At 72.4% G+C, this 14283-nt stretch carries 14 protein-coding genes; 6 read left to right on the top strand and 8 right to left on the bottom strand.

Going from position 1 to position 14283, the window contains the following annotated elements; genetic code table 11:
- Nucleotides 1-137 precede the first annotated feature (137 nt).
- From GY42_RS14850 to GY42_RS19185, 5 genes are all read right to left on the bottom strand, one after another.
- A complete protein-coding gene (locus GY42_RS14850; RefSeq protein WP_046529919.1) occupies nucleotides 138-566 on the bottom strand; it encodes a heat shock protein transcriptional repressor HspR in 429 nt (142 codons plus the stop codon).
- 43 nt (nucleotides 567-609) lie between these two features.
- Nucleotides 610-1596, bottom strand: coding sequence for a DnaJ C-terminal domain-containing protein (locus GY42_RS14845; RefSeq protein ID WP_046529918.1), 987 nt, complete (start codon nucleotides 1594-1596; stop codon nucleotides 610-612).
- 150 nt (nucleotides 1597-1746) lie between these two features.
- Complete coding sequence (locus tag GY42_RS14840) at nucleotides 1747-2382, bottom strand: nucleotide exchange factor GrpE (protein ID WP_046529917.1); 636 nt, start codon at nucleotides 2380-2382, stop codon at nucleotides 1747-1749.
- Nucleotides 2379-4238, bottom strand: coding sequence for a molecular chaperone DnaK (dnaK, locus tag GY42_RS14835; protein WP_046529916.1), 1860 nt, complete (start codon nucleotides 4236-4238; stop codon nucleotides 2379-2381). Before dnaK ends, GY42_RS14840 begins: the two co-directional genes overlap by 4 nt.
- A 571-nt stretch (nucleotides 4239-4809) precedes the next feature.
- Nucleotides 4810-6147: a HEPN domain-containing protein gene (locus GY42_RS19185; protein ID WP_152667344.1), complete on the bottom strand. Its 1338-nt coding sequence runs from the start codon at nucleotides 6145-6147 to the stop codon at nucleotides 4810-4812.
- A 394-nt stretch (nucleotides 6148-6541) separates the two neighbouring features.
- Here GY42_RS19185 and GY42_RS14825 point away from each other — a divergent pair, with 394 nt between their 5' ends.
- Nucleotides 6542-7360 carry a hypothetical protein gene (locus GY42_RS14825; RefSeq protein WP_046529914.1) on the top strand — a complete coding sequence of 273 codons (819 nt, stop codon included), beginning with the start codon at nucleotides 6542-6544 and terminating at the stop codon, nucleotides 7358-7360.
- A gap of 202 nt (nucleotides 7361-7562) precedes the next feature.
- Here the strand turns inward: GY42_RS14825 and GY42_RS14820 are convergent, their stop codons facing one another.
- The gene (locus GY42_RS14820; RefSeq protein ID WP_046529913.1) at nucleotides 7563-7943 is read right to left on the bottom strand and encodes a DUF2809 domain-containing protein; all 381 of its coding nucleotides are present in this window, start codon (nucleotides 7941-7943) and stop codon (nucleotides 7563-7565) included.
- Between the two features lie 165 nt (nucleotides 7944-8108).
- Entirely contained in the window at nucleotides 8109-8624 is a 516-nt protein-coding gene (locus GY42_RS14815) for a GNAT family N-acetyltransferase (protein ID WP_046529912.1), read from the bottom strand.
- Nucleotides 8625-8764: 140 nt separating this feature from the next.
- On the opposite strand from GY42_RS14815, the gene GY42_RS14810 reads away from it, so the two are divergent.
- Nucleotides 8765-9244 carry a GNAT family N-acetyltransferase gene (locus GY42_RS14810; protein ID WP_046531057.1) on the top strand — a complete coding sequence of 160 codons (480 nt, stop codon included), beginning with the start codon at nucleotides 8765-8767 and terminating at the stop codon, nucleotides 9242-9244.
- A gap of 131 nt (nucleotides 9245-9375) precedes the next feature.
- Nucleotides 9376-10557 carry an RICIN domain-containing protein gene (locus GY42_RS14805; RefSeq protein WP_046529911.1) on the top strand — a complete coding sequence of 394 codons (1182 nt, stop codon included), beginning with the start codon at nucleotides 9376-9378 and terminating at the stop codon, nucleotides 10555-10557.
- A 68-nt stretch (nucleotides 10558-10625) separates the two neighbouring features.
- Here GY42_RS14805 and GY42_RS14800 read toward each other — a convergent pair whose 3' ends face one another.
- Entirely contained in the window at nucleotides 10626-11060 is a 435-nt protein-coding gene (locus GY42_RS14800) for an HNH endonuclease (protein WP_082131583.1), read from the bottom strand.
- 130 nt (nucleotides 11061-11190) lie between these two features.
- Here GY42_RS14800 and GY42_RS14795 point away from each other — a divergent pair, with 130 nt between their 5' ends.
- The 3 genes from GY42_RS14795 (at nucleotide 11191) to GY42_RS14785 (ending at nucleotide 14178) form a co-directional block, all read left to right on the top strand.
- A complete protein-coding gene (locus tag GY42_RS14795) occupies nucleotides 11191-11841 on the top strand; it encodes a Type 1 glutamine amidotransferase-like domain-containing protein (RefSeq protein WP_046529910.1) in 651 nt (216 codons plus the stop codon).
- A 135-nt stretch (nucleotides 11842-11976) separates the two neighbouring features.
- Nucleotides 11977-13353 (top strand): cellulose binding domain-containing protein, encoded by a 1377-nt coding sequence (locus tag GY42_RS14790; RefSeq protein WP_046531055.1) that lies wholly within the window; start codon nucleotides 11977-11979, stop codon nucleotides 13351-13353.
- 93 nt (nucleotides 13354-13446) lie between these two features.
- Nucleotides 13447-14178: a class I SAM-dependent methyltransferase gene (locus tag GY42_RS14785; RefSeq protein ID WP_046529909.1), complete on the top strand. Its 732-nt coding sequence runs from the start codon at nucleotides 13447-13449 to the stop codon at nucleotides 14176-14178.
- Nucleotides 14179-14283: the final 105 nt, after the last annotated feature.

Genomic DNA, 14283 nt, shown 5'->3' with positions numbered 1-14283 from the left:
CGAGTGCGGGTAGAACGCCGCCGAGTGCGCCACCTACGAGTGGCGCACTCGGTGGCGTTCGACCGCACTGGGTGGCGACGGACGGCGCTCGGCGCGGCGGCGCGGGGCGGCGCGGCGCGCGGCGGGGCGCGGGAGGGTCAGTCGGTGCGGGACGGGCCGCGCGTGAGCTGGCGGGGCGCCCAGCGCACGGTGCGACGGTTCGGGGCCGCCTCGGCGAGGGGGTGGAGGCGGTCGGCGACGACGTTGCCCGTGGGGTCGGCGCGGAACACGCGGCGCCCGGGGTCGACGAGCGTGCGCAGGAACTCGACCTGGCGGCGCGCGGCGCGCACCTCGGCCTCGAGCTCGAGGATGCGCTTGATGCCCGCGAGGTTCACGCCCTCGTCCTGCGACAGCCGCTGCACCTCGCGCAGCACCTGGATGTCGCGCATCGAGTACCGGCGGCCGCGGCCGCGCGTGCGAGCGGGCTGGACGAGTCCGAGGCGGTCGTACTGCCGCAGCGTCTGCGGGTGCATGCCGGCGAGCTGCGCGGCGACCGAGATCACGTAGACCTTGGCGTCCTCGTCCATCGTCCTCCTCCCCTCGCTCCTCTCCCCCTGGTGTCTCCTGCGGTCAGCGGCGTGCCTGCGCCATGAGGTCGGCGCGCACGTCCTCGCCGGACGTCGCGATGCCGAACGCCTGCACGGCCTCCTTGGCCGCGGCGGACAGCTTCTGCGGCACGACGACCTGCACGGTCACCAGCAGGTCGCCCGTGCCGGACGACGTCGTGACGCCCTTGCCCTTGACGCGCAGCGTGCGGCCCGACGGCGTGCCGGCGGGCACCTTGACGCGCACGGTCGAGCCATCGAGCGTCGGGACGTCGATGGTCGCGCCGAGCGCGGCCTCGTCGAACGCGACGGGCACGGTGACGCGCAGGTTGCTGCCGTCGAGCGTGAACACGGGGTGCGGCTCGACGTGCACCGTGATGACGAGGTCGCCGGCGGGCGCGCCCGGGTCGCCGGGGCGGCCCTTGCCGCGCAGCCGGATCTTCTGCCCGTCGCGCACGCCCGCGGGGATGCGCGCGTTGACGGTGCGGCCCTCGACAGACAGCGAGATCGTCGAGCCCTCGGCCGCGGTGCGGAACGGCAGGGTGGTGGTGGCGGTGAGGTCGACGCCGGGCTGCGGGCCGCGCTGCGCGCCGAACCCGCCGCCGCCGAACAGGCCGCCGAGGATGTCCTCGAAGCCGCCGCCGCCACCGCCGCCGGTGGAGTAGCGGACGCGACCGCCGGGGCCGTTGGCGCCGCCGAACATGCCGCCGAAGACGTCCTCGAAGCCCTGCGCGCCGCCCGCCCCGGGGCGGCCGCCCGCGGTGAAGCGGGCCCCGCCGGCCATGGCGCGCAGCTGGTCGTACTGCTGGCGCTGCTCGGGGTCCGACAGGACCGCGTACGCCTCGCCGATGTCCTTGAACCGCGCCTCGGCGGCCGCGTCCCCGGGGTTCTGGTCGGGGTGCAGCTGACGCGCGAGCTTGCGGTACGCCTTCTTGATCGCGGCCGCGTCGGCGTCCTTGGGGACGCCGAGCACGGCGTAGAAGTCCTTCTCGAGCCAGTCCTGGCCGGTCACGGCGCCTCCCTCCTGACGTGCTGCGGACCGCCGTGCGGCGGTCGGTGCGTGGTGCGTGCGGTGTGCGTGGTGGTGCTCCGTCGTGGTGCTGCGGGGGCGGCGGCCGGCGGACCGGCCGCCGCCCCGGGCGTGGTGACGATGATGGTGCCGTCAGCCCTCGGGGTCCACCACGGCGACGCGCGCCGCGCGCAGGATCCGGTCGGGCGTGCGGTAGCCGGGCTGCAGCACCTGCTGCACCGTCGGCTCCGTGACGTCGGCCGAGTGCGCGTGCATGAGCGCCTCGTGCACCTCGGGGTCGAACGGCTCGCCGGCGGCGCCGTAGCGCTCGACGCCGAAGCGCTGCAGCGTGCCCTCGAGCTTCTCGGCGATCGACGCGAACGGCCCCGTGAGGTCGCCGTGCTGGCGGGCCAGCTCGATGTCGTCGAGCACCGGGATGAGCGCCTCGGCGACCGCCGCGACGCCGCGGTCGTGCGAGGCCAGGGCCTCGGCCTTGGACCGCTTCACGTACGCGTTGTACTGCTGCTCGAGGTTGTAGTGCGCCGCCTGGGCGCGCTGCAGGTCGTCGAGCCGCTCGGCGGCGAGCTTCTGCGCCTCGACGAGACCCTCGAGCACGACCTCCTCCTCGGCGGCGGCCGCGGCCTGCTCGGCCTCGGCCAGGACCGCCTCCTCGGGGGTCGGCTCGCGCAGCTGCCCGGTCTCCGGGTCGATGCGGCGCTTGTCGGTCACACGGGGGGCCTCCTCGGGGTCGGGCGCGCCCGACCCCGAGGGGTGCTTGTCGTCGGTCACTTCTTGTCGTCCTCGTCGTCCACGATCTCGGCGTCGACCACGTCCTCGTCGGACGCCGCCTGGCCGGCCGCGTCACCCGCGGGGGCGTCGGCGGCGGGGGCGTCCTGCTGGGCGTAGAGCGCCTCGCCGATCTTCTGGCTCGCGGTCAGCAGGGCCGAGTGCTTTGCCTTGACGTCGTCGAGGTCGGTGCCCTCGAGCGCCGTCTTGAGGGCGGTCACCGCACCGGAGACCTCGCCCTTGACGTCGTCGGACAGCTTGTCGCCGTTGTCGGCCAGCAGCTTCTCCGTCTGGTAGACGAGCTGCTCCGCGGAGTTGCGGGTCTCGGCCTCCTCGCGGCGCTTCTTGTCCTCGGCGGCGTGCTCCTCGGCGTCCTTGACCATGCGGTCGATGTCCTCCTTGGGGAGGGCCGAGCCGCCGGTGATCGTCATCGACTGCTCCTTGCCCGTGCCGCGGTCCTTGGCGGACACGTGCACGATGCCGTTCGCGTCGATGTCGAACGTGACCTCGATCTGCGGGACGCCGCGCGGCGCGGGCGCGATGCCGGTGAGCTCGAACGTGCCGAGCGGCTTGTTGTCCCGCGCGAACTCGCGCTCGCCCTGGAACACCTGGATCAGCACGGACGGCTGGTTGTCCTCGGCCGTCGAGAAGATCTCGGACCGCTTGGTGGGGATGGCCGTGTTGCGCTCGATGAGCTTGGTCATCACGCCGCCCTTGGTCTCGATGCCGAGCGACAGCGGGGTGACGTCGATGAGCAGGACGTCCTTGCGGTCGCCCTTCATGACGCCGGCCTGCAGCGCGGCGCCGACGGCCACGACCTCGTCCGGGTTGACGCCCTTGTTGGGCTCCTTGCCGCCCGTGAGCTCGGTGACGACCTCGGACACCGCGGGCATGCGGGTCGAGCCGCCGACGAGGACGACGTGGTCGATGTCCTTCACCGAGATGCCCGCGTCGCGGATGACCTGGTGGAACGGCGCCTTCACGCGGTCGAGCAGCGACTGCGTCATCTGCTGGAACTGCGCGCGCGTCAGCTTGGTGTCGAGGTGGATCGGGCCGTTCTCGCTCATCGAGAGGTACTGCAGCGAGATGTTGGTGCTGGTCGCGGACGACAGCTCCTTCTTGGCCTGCTCGGCGGCCTCGCGCAGACGCTGCAGCGCGATCTTGTCCTTCGACAGGTCGACGCCCGTGGTGTTCTTCACCTCGGTGACCAGGTGCGCCACGATCGCGGCGTCCCAGTCGTCGCCGCCGAGGCGGTTGTCACCGGCGGTCGCGCGGACCTCGATGGTCGAGAAGCCGTCGTCGTCCTTGCCGACCTCCAGGAGGGACACGTCGAACGTGCCGCCGCCGAGGTCGAAGACGAGGATGTTCTCGTCCTCCTTGCCGCGCTCCAGGCCGTAGGCCAGGGCGGCGGCGGTGGGCTCGTTGATGATGCGCAGGACGTTGAGGCCCGCGATGGTGCCCGCGTCCTTGGTGGCCTGGCGCTCGGCGTCGTTGAAGTACGCCGGGACGGTGATGACCGCGTCGGTGACGGGCTCGCCCAGGTACGCCTCGGCGTCACGCTTGAGCTTGCCGAGGATGCGGGCGCTGATCTCCTGCGCGGTGTACTTCTTGTCGTCGATCGTCGTCGTCCAGTCCGTGCCCATGTGGCGCTTGACGGACGAGATGGTGCGGTCGACGTTGGTGACGGCCTGGCGCTTGGCGACCTCGCCGACCAGCACCTCGCCGGTCTTGGAGAACGCCACCACGGACGGAGTCGTGCGCGACCCCTCCGCGTTCGCGATGACCGTGGGCTCGCCGCCCTCGAGGGTGGCGACCACGGAGTTGGTGGTGCCGAGGTCGATGCCGACTGCTCGTGCCATGTGCGTGCCTTCCTTCCGGAACCTCGCGGGCTCCTGCTGCGTGGAGTGCTCGACGTCTTGAGCCCGCCTGGCTCAAGTCTGCGACGGTGGGTGGCCGTCCGACAAGTCGAAGCGGGGAGAAGTTGAGTCTGATGGGCTCAACTCCGGTGGGGCGCCGGTTGTTCCCGCCCCAGCAGCGGACTTGGCCAGTGCCCCGGCGAGGTCGCCACGCGGGAGGTCCGCGGCGACGAGAACTTCACTCTCCATGCGGGGAGGCACTCTTGCGCCTCGGGGTTGGAGCGGCTCCGCAAGTTAGCCATTGCGGGTCACGGCTTCTGACTGCGCGCTCTCGTCGGGCGGCGTTCAACGTCGCCGAGCAGTCGGGGCCAGGCGCACGCAAGAAGTCGTTTATCGCAATTACCTCAACGTCGCCCCGCGCGGGAAAGTTGCCGAGAAGGTCGGCGCGCAGACGCCTGCATCTCGCGACGACGGACCCGTCCGGTTGGCGCGGACGAACGCAGATCCGAGAGAGTGCAGGACGCTCGACACGACCTAAGCGAACGTTCGCGTTGACCTGGGAATGCGGGGGCACCTACGTGCTCCAGGTGCGGATGCCCCAGCGCAGTTCGTCAAAGCAGGCTCGGATATCAGACTCGGCCGCGGGTGCGAATTGAACCCGAAACGCCAGCAACCGCTGGGCCACCCACTGAACCTCGCTCGCAAAGTCGTTAATGAACTCGGCGCTCAAGGAACTGCTCGCGCCGCCGTGTGCGACGCTACTACGCACCTTATAGAGGCTCAGATGCTTCTTGACTCGCTCCGCCCTTTCTTCCGGCACCGACTCCAGCATGGCGAATCGGTCAGCCAGAGCGCTTCCAGGCAGGGAGTCTTTTCCGCTGAGCATGGCGTCCAGGGCAACTCCGAGGGCAAGGGCGGCGTCATCATAGTCGGATGCATAGTGGCTTTCGGCGAACCAACGCGCAGCCACCCTCAGTCTGCTTGCTATGGGGTCTTCGCCGAAGCACTCCACCACTGACTGCCTGAGGACGGGCTGAGAGAGTAAATCGCCCAGCGGCATCGGTTCGGCGCCGTACCAATGCACGGGCGCTTCCCCGCTCAGATCCTGAACCACAAGCGGTTGGGAGAACAGCTCCAGTTTTCCCGGTCCCTGTAAATTGGCACCGACAGCACCACGGTCCAGGGTGAGCCCTCTCACCCCGGGTCTGTTCGTAGCGCCGCGCCGGTACAGTTCATGACCCTCAAGGTCGGGCTCAAGGAGGAGGCAAAGGTCTACGAGGTTGCGTACTCGACGCTCCACTTCTTCAGTGGCTCGAGTTGACTGCCCCCAACCCCACATCGCCACGGCCACTGGGGCTGGACTCGAAGGGTCATGGACCCGCGGCGCAACTTGCTCTCTCAGCCAGCGCTCGCCCAGAGCGGGATCGGGAGTCAGCCGACTGCCCCCGACCCTGCGAACCTCGTCGAGAAACTGTCGGTCAGCGTGTCCCACGACCATGCTGGCGACATCCAGCGGGGGACCGGACCAGGAGACGTTCGCGATTAGGACCACACTCAACGCCTGAGGGGCTTCACGAACTCGGCGGAGAGCCCCCCTTATGAAAGCGTCCTGATCTTCTACTCCTCGAGCGACGCCTGTCATGGTGGCTAATAAGCCCCACAACTCCTCGCCGGACCAACGCTTGCGCACCTCCGCCTCTTTGAGCAGTGCGTTCATAGCATTGTCGAACGCATCCAGCCCCTCAGTAGAAATAGACAGCGGCCCTGACGGGCCGTCGAAGGCTGCATTCCCGGAATGTCGGTAGTCTTCGTACGCCCAGCCGTAAGTCCAGGGCTCACGCCCAGGCGCCGGCACGACGTGCGCGACCGCGAGTTCGAGATTCTGCTGAACGGAGTCCGACCGCTGCACCATGCACGCAGTGTGCATGGTTCCCGCCACCGCGGGCTCGCCGGACCGCCCAGCGCGCGACCGTCGACCGCTGATCGACATGCGATGGATCGACTCGCCCTTGCGGGAACCTCTGGCGATCCGGACACGAAGGTGAGACGGCAGCCACCTCACGCTCCTGTTAGCGGCAAGGTCAGAGCGCCGGGCGCTAGACTAAGGCCGCTGAGTTCCTACACGCGCTGGGGATCTCATCCGAATTGGCGAGATCTCAGAGGTTGGCCACCGTACGTCCGGGTCTCACGAGGTGGCCATAGGTCGCCCGCCGCAGCACCCCAGGGCGCGGCGTCCGGCCCCATGCGGTGGCCGTCGGCCCACGTCGAGGCCGTGGCCGCCGGTGAGCCGGCGGTAGGTTCCTGCCATGCCCGACCTTCGGCGTGCGTTGCTCACCGTCGCGGCGTCGGCCGTCGCCGCCTGGCTGACCACGACGAACGCGCCCTGGTGGTGCGTCGCCCCCGCGGTGGCGGTCGCGACGACCGGAGCTCTGGCGTGGTGGCAGCAGGCCCGCGCGGCTCGACCTCGGCCTGAGGTGGCCGCGCGGCCGGGATGGCGCACGCAGGCGGTCCTCGCGGGTGCGAGCCTGGGCGGCACCCTCGAGGTCCTCGGCGTAGCGGGCGACGACGTCCCGAGCGGGACGCGCCTGATCCTGGCGTGGTCCACCGACGGCGTCGAGCTCTCACTGCACGGCGTGCCGCTGCTGACGCTCGGCTGGGACGACGTTCGGCTCGTGGAGACGTGGCCCGTCCAAGCCGGCCCTCACCACAGCCGAGGAGTCCGCCTGTTCGTCCGCCTGGATGACTGCCTCGAGCTGCTCCCCACCTACGGGCGGCGCGGGCGTCACCCTGCGCTGCCGCGGCGCGCCGCGGATCTCGCCGCCGAGCTCCGCGGCGTCCGCGAGATCGCACTCCCCCCGCCACCGCGTCCACCCGTGCCGCCCAAGCCCCGTACCCGGGTGCTCGTGCCGTCCGGCGACGACGAGCGGCGCCCGGTGGACGTCGCGCTCAGCACCGCGCTGCTGGCGGCGACCCACAGCTGGGGGCGGGAGCTGCGGCTGCAGCCGGACGAGCAGCCCGGGGAGGTGGACGTCCCCTGGACGGGCGAGGATCTCAGCACGACGCTGTTCTACATGCTCCACATCGAGGTCCCCAGTGTTCCCCTGGAGCGTGGGGCGCACGTCTGAGACGACGCCTCGCGCGTGTGCCGTCACCTGGCGGACCTGTACCCCGGGCTGGCAGCCGATGCGCTCGACGCCTACCACCACCGCTACTGCTTCGAGAACCGTTGAGCAGATCGCACGGGCGTCGGCAACCCGGCGAGCAGCTCACAGAGCCGGACCCCACCCCGGGCGGTCGCGCTACCCGCCCGTTGCTCGTCGCCGAGCTCTACGACGGGGAACGCGTCCCCGCCCGGCCGTAGGCACGCTCCGCGAGAGCGGCGACCCCGAGGCCCAGCGCGTACGCCACCAGGTCGAGCGGGTCTGCCGTCGAACCCACGGTCAGCTGCAGGAGCGGGTGCGCGTCCGCGGAGACCCACCCCAGGCCCTGCCATGCCTCCACACCGAAGGCGAACAGCCCGACGCCCACCAGGCGTCCGGTCGCGCTCCCGATCCGCACGGCCGCCAGCGCCGAGACGAGGAGCACGATCACCACGACGTCTCCGACGAAGCTCCGGAGCGTCCCCGTGGCGCACCAGAACAGGACGAGCACCGCCGCCGCCGAGCCGGCCGCGAGCCCCAGCGCCGGCAGCGAGACCCGACCCCTCATCGCTGAGGGCCTGACTCGGCGGTGAGCCCCTGGTCGGCGGTCCGCGCGGTCGTCACGGGGCCACGCTAGTTCTCCTGACCTGCGAGGCCGGCTGAGTGGGTGCCAGGGATCGCGGTGAGGGACCGGCACGCCCCCGCCCCACGCGCGCAGCACCCGCCGACCCGCTCACAGCTCCCGGACCGTCAGCAGGCTGCACCCCGCGGCGGACCGGGCCACCACCTCGCCCGTCTCGCGGAACCCGAGCTTCGCCAGCACCCGGCGGGAGGCGGCGTTCCAGTCCCACACCGTCGCCCGCAGCCGCGTGCACCCGGACGCGCGCGCCCACGCGACGACCGCCCGCCCGGCCTCGGTGGCGTAGCCGCGGCCCTGCGCGGCCCGCAGCAGCTCGAACGCGAGCTCGGGCTCGTCGGGCAGCGGGCTCCCCCACCCGGTCAGGCCGCAGTACCCGACGACCTCGCCGGTGTCCCTGCGGTGCACGGCGAGGAGTCCGGGCTCGTCGCCGAGCCGCGCGGCGACGTCCGCGACGGTCGGCAGGCCGTGGGCGTCGATGCGCCGGTGCTCGGGCACCCGCGGGTCCCGCTCGGTCCACAGCAGGCGGTACGTGGCGGCGTCCTCGACCTGGCGGGGTCGCAGCACGAGGCGGTCGGTCTCGAGCGCGGACGGCACGGGAGGCGGCGCCATGCGGCGATGGTGTCACCCTCGGGGACGGGCCGCCGCAGGTGAGTGTCTCCAGGCCGGCCGGCGCGGCAGGCCCGGATCCTGCCGATGCTCGCAAATCCCGGAGGACCTCCGCACGCCGACCTGCCAGGATCACCGGCGTGATGCTCCGCGACGCGACCGCTGACGACCTCGACCTCCTCCACGACATGCTCCTGGAGGCGTTCAACTGGGACGGCACGCCGCGGTTCACGCGCGCCCAGGTCGTCGCGGACACGCACACCGCGCGCTACCTCGGCGGGTGGAAGCGCCCCGACGACTTCGGGCTCGTCGCGACCGACGACGACGGGCACCCGCTCGGCGCGGTCTGGGCGCGCGCCCTGCCCGCCGCGACACCGGGGTACGGCTACGTCGCGGACGACGTCCCGGAGATCGGCATGGCCGTCGCGCGTCCCCACCACGGGCGGGGCGTGGGGTCGGCGCTGCTCGCCGGGTGCCTCGAGCAGGCGCGGGACCTGGGGTGGCGGGCCGTGAGCCTGAGCGTCGAGGACGGCAACGCCGCCGCGCGTGCGCTCTACACGCGGCACGGTTTCGTGGTCGTCGGCCGCAACGGCGGCTCCGACACGATGCTGCGCGAGCTCTGACCTCACAGCCGCACCTAATCGTTTGTGCTGATCGCCGGGCCCGCCAGGCCCGTGCCACAGTGGCCGGACCGCCGAGTGAACGCTCACATCGCCGGTCGACCGCAGCGCCGCGATCACAGGAGGCAGACGCCATGCACCGACTCGCCCGACGGCTCCTCATGGCCGTCACGCTCAGCCTCGCGCTGGCCGGAGGCGTCGTCACGACGTCCGCGCCCGCGTCCGCCGAGAGCAACGGCGGCACGCGCGTCATGCCCCTGGGCGACTCGATCACCGAGGGCGTCGGCATGACCGGGGGCGGCGGGTACCGCGTCGGGATGTGGCAGCGCCTCGCGCAGAACGGCTACACGACCGACTTCGTCGGGTCGGGGTTCAACGGGCCCGCGAGCCTCGGCGACCACGACCACGAGGGGCACTCCGGCTGGCGGATCGACCAGATCGACGCGAACGTCGTCAGCTGGGTGCGCACGTACCAGCCGCGCACCGTGCTGCTGCACATCGGCACCAACGACATCACCCAGAACCGCGACCTCGCCAACGCGCCCGCGCGGCTCGCGTCCGTCGTCGACAAGATCACCAGCACGTCCCCGCAGACCGACGTGTTCGTCGCGACCCTGATCCCCGTGTCGTTCGCCGACGCGCAGGTCCGCGCCTACAACTCCGCGATCCCGGGCCTCGTGCAGAGCCGCGCCGCCGCGGGCAAGAAGGTGCACCTGGTCGACATGTACCGGGCGGTCAGCACCGCCGACCTGCCCGACGGCGTGCACCCCAACGCGGCGGGCTACGACAAGATGGCCGCCGCCTGGTTCGCGGCGCTGCGCTCCGTGCCCGGCAGCATCGGCAACCCCGCCGGCAACCCGGGCAACCCCGGGACCCCCGGCACGGTCGACACCTCCGCCTGGTACACGCTCGTCAACCGCAACAGCGGCAAGGCCCTCGACGTGTACAACCTGTCCACCGCGGACGGCGCGCGCATCGCCCAGTGGTCCCGCAACGGCGGCAACCAGCAGCAGTGGCAGTTCGTCGACGCCGGCAACGGCTTCTACAAGCTGAGGTCGCGGCTGTCGGGCAAGGTGCTCGACGTGGCCGCGAAGTCCACCGCCGACGGCGCGACGATCCAGCAGTGGACCGACAACAACGGCACCAACCAGCAGTTCAGCCTCCAGACCGTCGAGGGCTACGTGCAGCTGATCAACCGCAACAGCGGCAAGGCCGTCGAGGTGCAGGGCGCCTCCACCGCCGACGGCGCGAACGTCGTGCAGTACAGCGACTGGAACGGCGCCAACCAGCAGTGGCAGCTCGTGAAGGTCGGCTGAGCGCTGCCCTCACGACCGGGCCGGCGTCCGGGTGCGACCGCGCGCACCCGGACGTCGGCGCGGCACGCTCAGGCCGACGGCGTCACCGGCACCGGCACCTCAGCCGGCGCCGGGACGGCGGTCGGCGCCGGCACGTCGGCGGGCACCGGGACCTCGGCCGACGCCGGTGCACCCAGCGCCCGGCGGATCGTCGCGTGCCGCAGCAGGAACGCGCGTTCGTCGAGCTTCTTGCGGCGCAGCCACGACACGACCTCGGTGTTGCACTTGCTGGCGTTGCACGCCCCGCACGCGGGCACGACGTTGTCGACGGTGTACCGACCGCCGCGGGAGATCGGCAGGACGCAGTCCCGCTGCAACGGGCGGTCGGTCGCGCCGCAGTAGGCGCAGCCGCCCCACGCGTCCCGCAGCGCGCCCCACTCCAGGTCGGTGAGGTCGTTCTCGACCCGGGCGAGTCGGCGCCGTCGGCGGCGGGCGACCTGGACGCGGCGGGTGGGGCGGGCCATGGCGGCATGGTAGGAGTCGCGACCTCGCAGGACCGGCGACCCGCCCGAGAACCGCTCCGCGCGCCCCGGTGATCTTCGGCCCTCCCGGCGGTCGGTCGCACCAGGACGTCCACGCCGACCCGGAGGTGCCATGAAGCTGCTGCTCACGTCGGGCGGGGTCACCAACCCGTCGATCCACGACGCGCTGGTCCGGCTGCTCGGCAGGCCCGTGGCCGAGGCGCACGCGCTGTGCATCCCGACCGCGCAGTGGGGGCACCCGATGTGCGGGCCGGCGTCGGTGCGTCGCGTCGTCGCGGGCGACGCGCACCTGACGGGTCTGGGGTGGGCGTCGCTCGGCGTCCTCGAGCTGACGGCGCTGCCGTCGACGGGCTCACGGCGCTGGGAGACGTGGCTGCGGGAGGCCGACGTGCTGCTCGTCGACGGCGGCGACGCGACCTACCTGGCCCACTGGCTGCGCGCGTCGGGCGTCGCGGAGCTGCTGCCGTCGCTGACGGACACGGTGTGGGTGGGCGTGAGCGCGGGGAGCATGGTGCTGACGCCGCGCATCGGCCCGTACTTCGTCGAGTGGCCGTCCGCACCGGACGACCGGACGCTCGGCGTCGTCGACTTCGCGATCTTCCCGCACCTGAACGCGTTCCCGACCAACACCCCGGCCGACGCGGAACGGTGGGCGGCCGACCTCGACGTGCCCGCGTACGCGATCGACGAGCAGACGGCGATCACGGTCGTCGACGGCGTGGTCGAGGTGGTCTCCGAGGGGACGTGGACGCGGCTGCGGTGAGCGCCTGACGGGGTCGGGCGGGTCCGTCCGTCGTCGGAAACGATTCGCAGCCCCGGACGACGCCCGCCCCCCGCCCGCCGGGCCCCCAGCAGGAGCACACTCGGCGCGACCCGTCGCCCACCGAGAGGGACCGTGATGTCCACGCAGAGGCTGGTCCGGACGTGGAGCCACGTGCTCGCCGTGCTGCTGACGGGTGCCGCGCTCGTCGCGACCCCCGCCGCCGCGCAGGCCGTCGCCGCGCAGGCCGTCGCCGCGCAGGCCGTCGCCCCGGGCGGCGAGCCCGCGCCCGTGACGGGCAACGCGACGTGGTTCGACAACCTCGGCGCACCCTACGGCGGCTGCGGGCTGCCGCAGGACCAGCTGGAGACGCAGAACTGGATCGCGCTCAACGTGTTCCACACCCCCGGCGACTACGCCATGTACCCGCGCCCGATGGCCACCGGCGACCCGAAGACGGGCATGTGGGACAACGGCCGCAACTGCGGCCGGTGGGTGCGCGTGACCATCGACGACTACTGCACGGGACTCAACGACGGCGCCGCCGGGCAGGCGTTCTGCCGCAACGGAGCGTGGGTCGAGGACCGGTACAACGGCGCGACGCTCGACATGCTCGTCGCCGACAGCTGCGGCGACCCCAACGCGTGGTGCCGCGACGACCCGTACCACCTGGACCTCGCGCACGCCGCCATCAACCGGTTCGTGAAGGACGGCGCCGCGGTCGGCGACCTCGAGCCCGCGCACTGGGGCAACCGCAAGGTGACCTGGGAGTTCATCGAGGCGCCGCACTACAGCGGGGACATCGAGATCGGGTTCATCCAGGGCTCCGAGCGCTGGTGGGCCGGGGTGTCCATCAACCACCTGCCCAACGGCATCCACGGCGTCGAGCACTACGCCGACGGCGCGTGGGTCACGACCCCCATGAACACCGACATGGGGCAGTCGTTCCTGGTGAAGCCGACCACGGCCGGCGGCACCGACTACCGGATCCGCGTCAAGGACGTCACCGACGCCTACCTCTTCGGCGGGCGCGAGTACGTGTTCTCGCTGCCCGCCGCGTGCGGCGGCAAGTGCTCCGCACCGCGGACGGTCGTCCCGTACACGACGTCCGGCGGCGGCACGACGCCCACACCGACGCCGACGCCGACCGTGACGCCCACGCCCACGCCCACCGTGACTCCGACGCCCACCCCGACCGTCACGCCCACGCCGACGACCACCCCGACGCCCGGTGCCGCGTGCACCGCGACGTTCCGGGCCGTCAGCACGTGGTCCGGCGGCTACCAGGGCGAGGTCACGGTCACGGCGGGTGCGGCGGCGCTCACGTCGTGGCGCGTGACGCTGACCGGTGCGACCGTGAGCACGCTGTGGAACGGCGTCCAGTCGACGTCCGGGGCGGGCGTCGTCGTGAGCAACGCGCCCTACAACGGCGCCCTCGCGGCGGGCGGGACGACGACGTTCGGGTTCATCGCCACCGGGACGCCGGGGACGCCGCAGGTCGCCTGCGCGTCGTGAGGGGCTGCCCGGTCGGGCGGGCCGGTGGCGCCCTCGGCGACCGCGCGTCGAATCCCCTGGTCGCGGCCGTGGACGCCTCACTAGCGTGCCGCCATGCGCGCTGCGGACTTCTACACCGGGATCGTCGCCGAGGCCTACGGGCCGCTGCGGGGCGACGTCGTCGAGGCCGGTCCGTACCTCGACTTCGTCCGCGCGGAGGGTGAGCCCGCGCTCGAGCTGGGCTGCGGCGACGTCGGCCCGTTCCTCGAGCTCGTGGCGGCGGGGATCGACGTCGAGGGCGTCGACTCGTCGGCCGACATGGTGCGGCGCTGCCGCGAGAAGGCCGCCGCGCAGGGGCTGACCGCCACCGTGCACCACCAGCGCATGGAGGACCTCGCGCTGCCGCGGCGGTTCCGGTCGGTGTACCTCGCGGGCGCGACGTTCAACCTGCTGCCCGACGACGCGACCGCGGCGGCCGCGCTGCTGTCGATCACGCGGCACCTGCTGCCCGGCGGCGCGGCGCTCGTGCCGCTGTGGTCGCCGCCGCCGACTCCCGCCGAGCAGATCGGCCGGGTCCGCGAGGCCGTCACCGAGCAGGGCCGGCAGGCGCGGTTCCACGTCGTCGGCGAGGAGTACGACGCCGACGCGCGGACGCGCACGACGCACGTGCGCTACCGGCTCGACGGCCCCGACGGCCTGCAGGAGGCGGACCGCGACTGGGTCATGCACTGGTACACCGACGACGGGTTCCGGCAGCTCGCCGAGGGCGCCGGGCTCACGGTCGAGCACGTCGAGGTGCCCGCGGACGACGAGCGGGTCGTGCTGCTGCGCCGCGCGGGGTCGTGACGCGGCGACTCGCGTGACGGGCCGTGTGGTGCGCACCAGACCGACGTGCGCTCGCGGACGGCGACGGGCGTGCCGCCCGGTACGGACGGCACGAGCCCCTTGGCC

Origin of the sequence: Cellulomonas sp. FA1, from assembly GCF_000986825.1 — a bacterium.
GTDB lineage: Bacteria > Actinomycetota > Actinomycetes > Actinomycetales > Cellulomonadaceae > Cellulomonas > Cellulomonas iranensis.
This window is presented reverse-complemented; position numbering and strand designations above follow the sequence as displayed.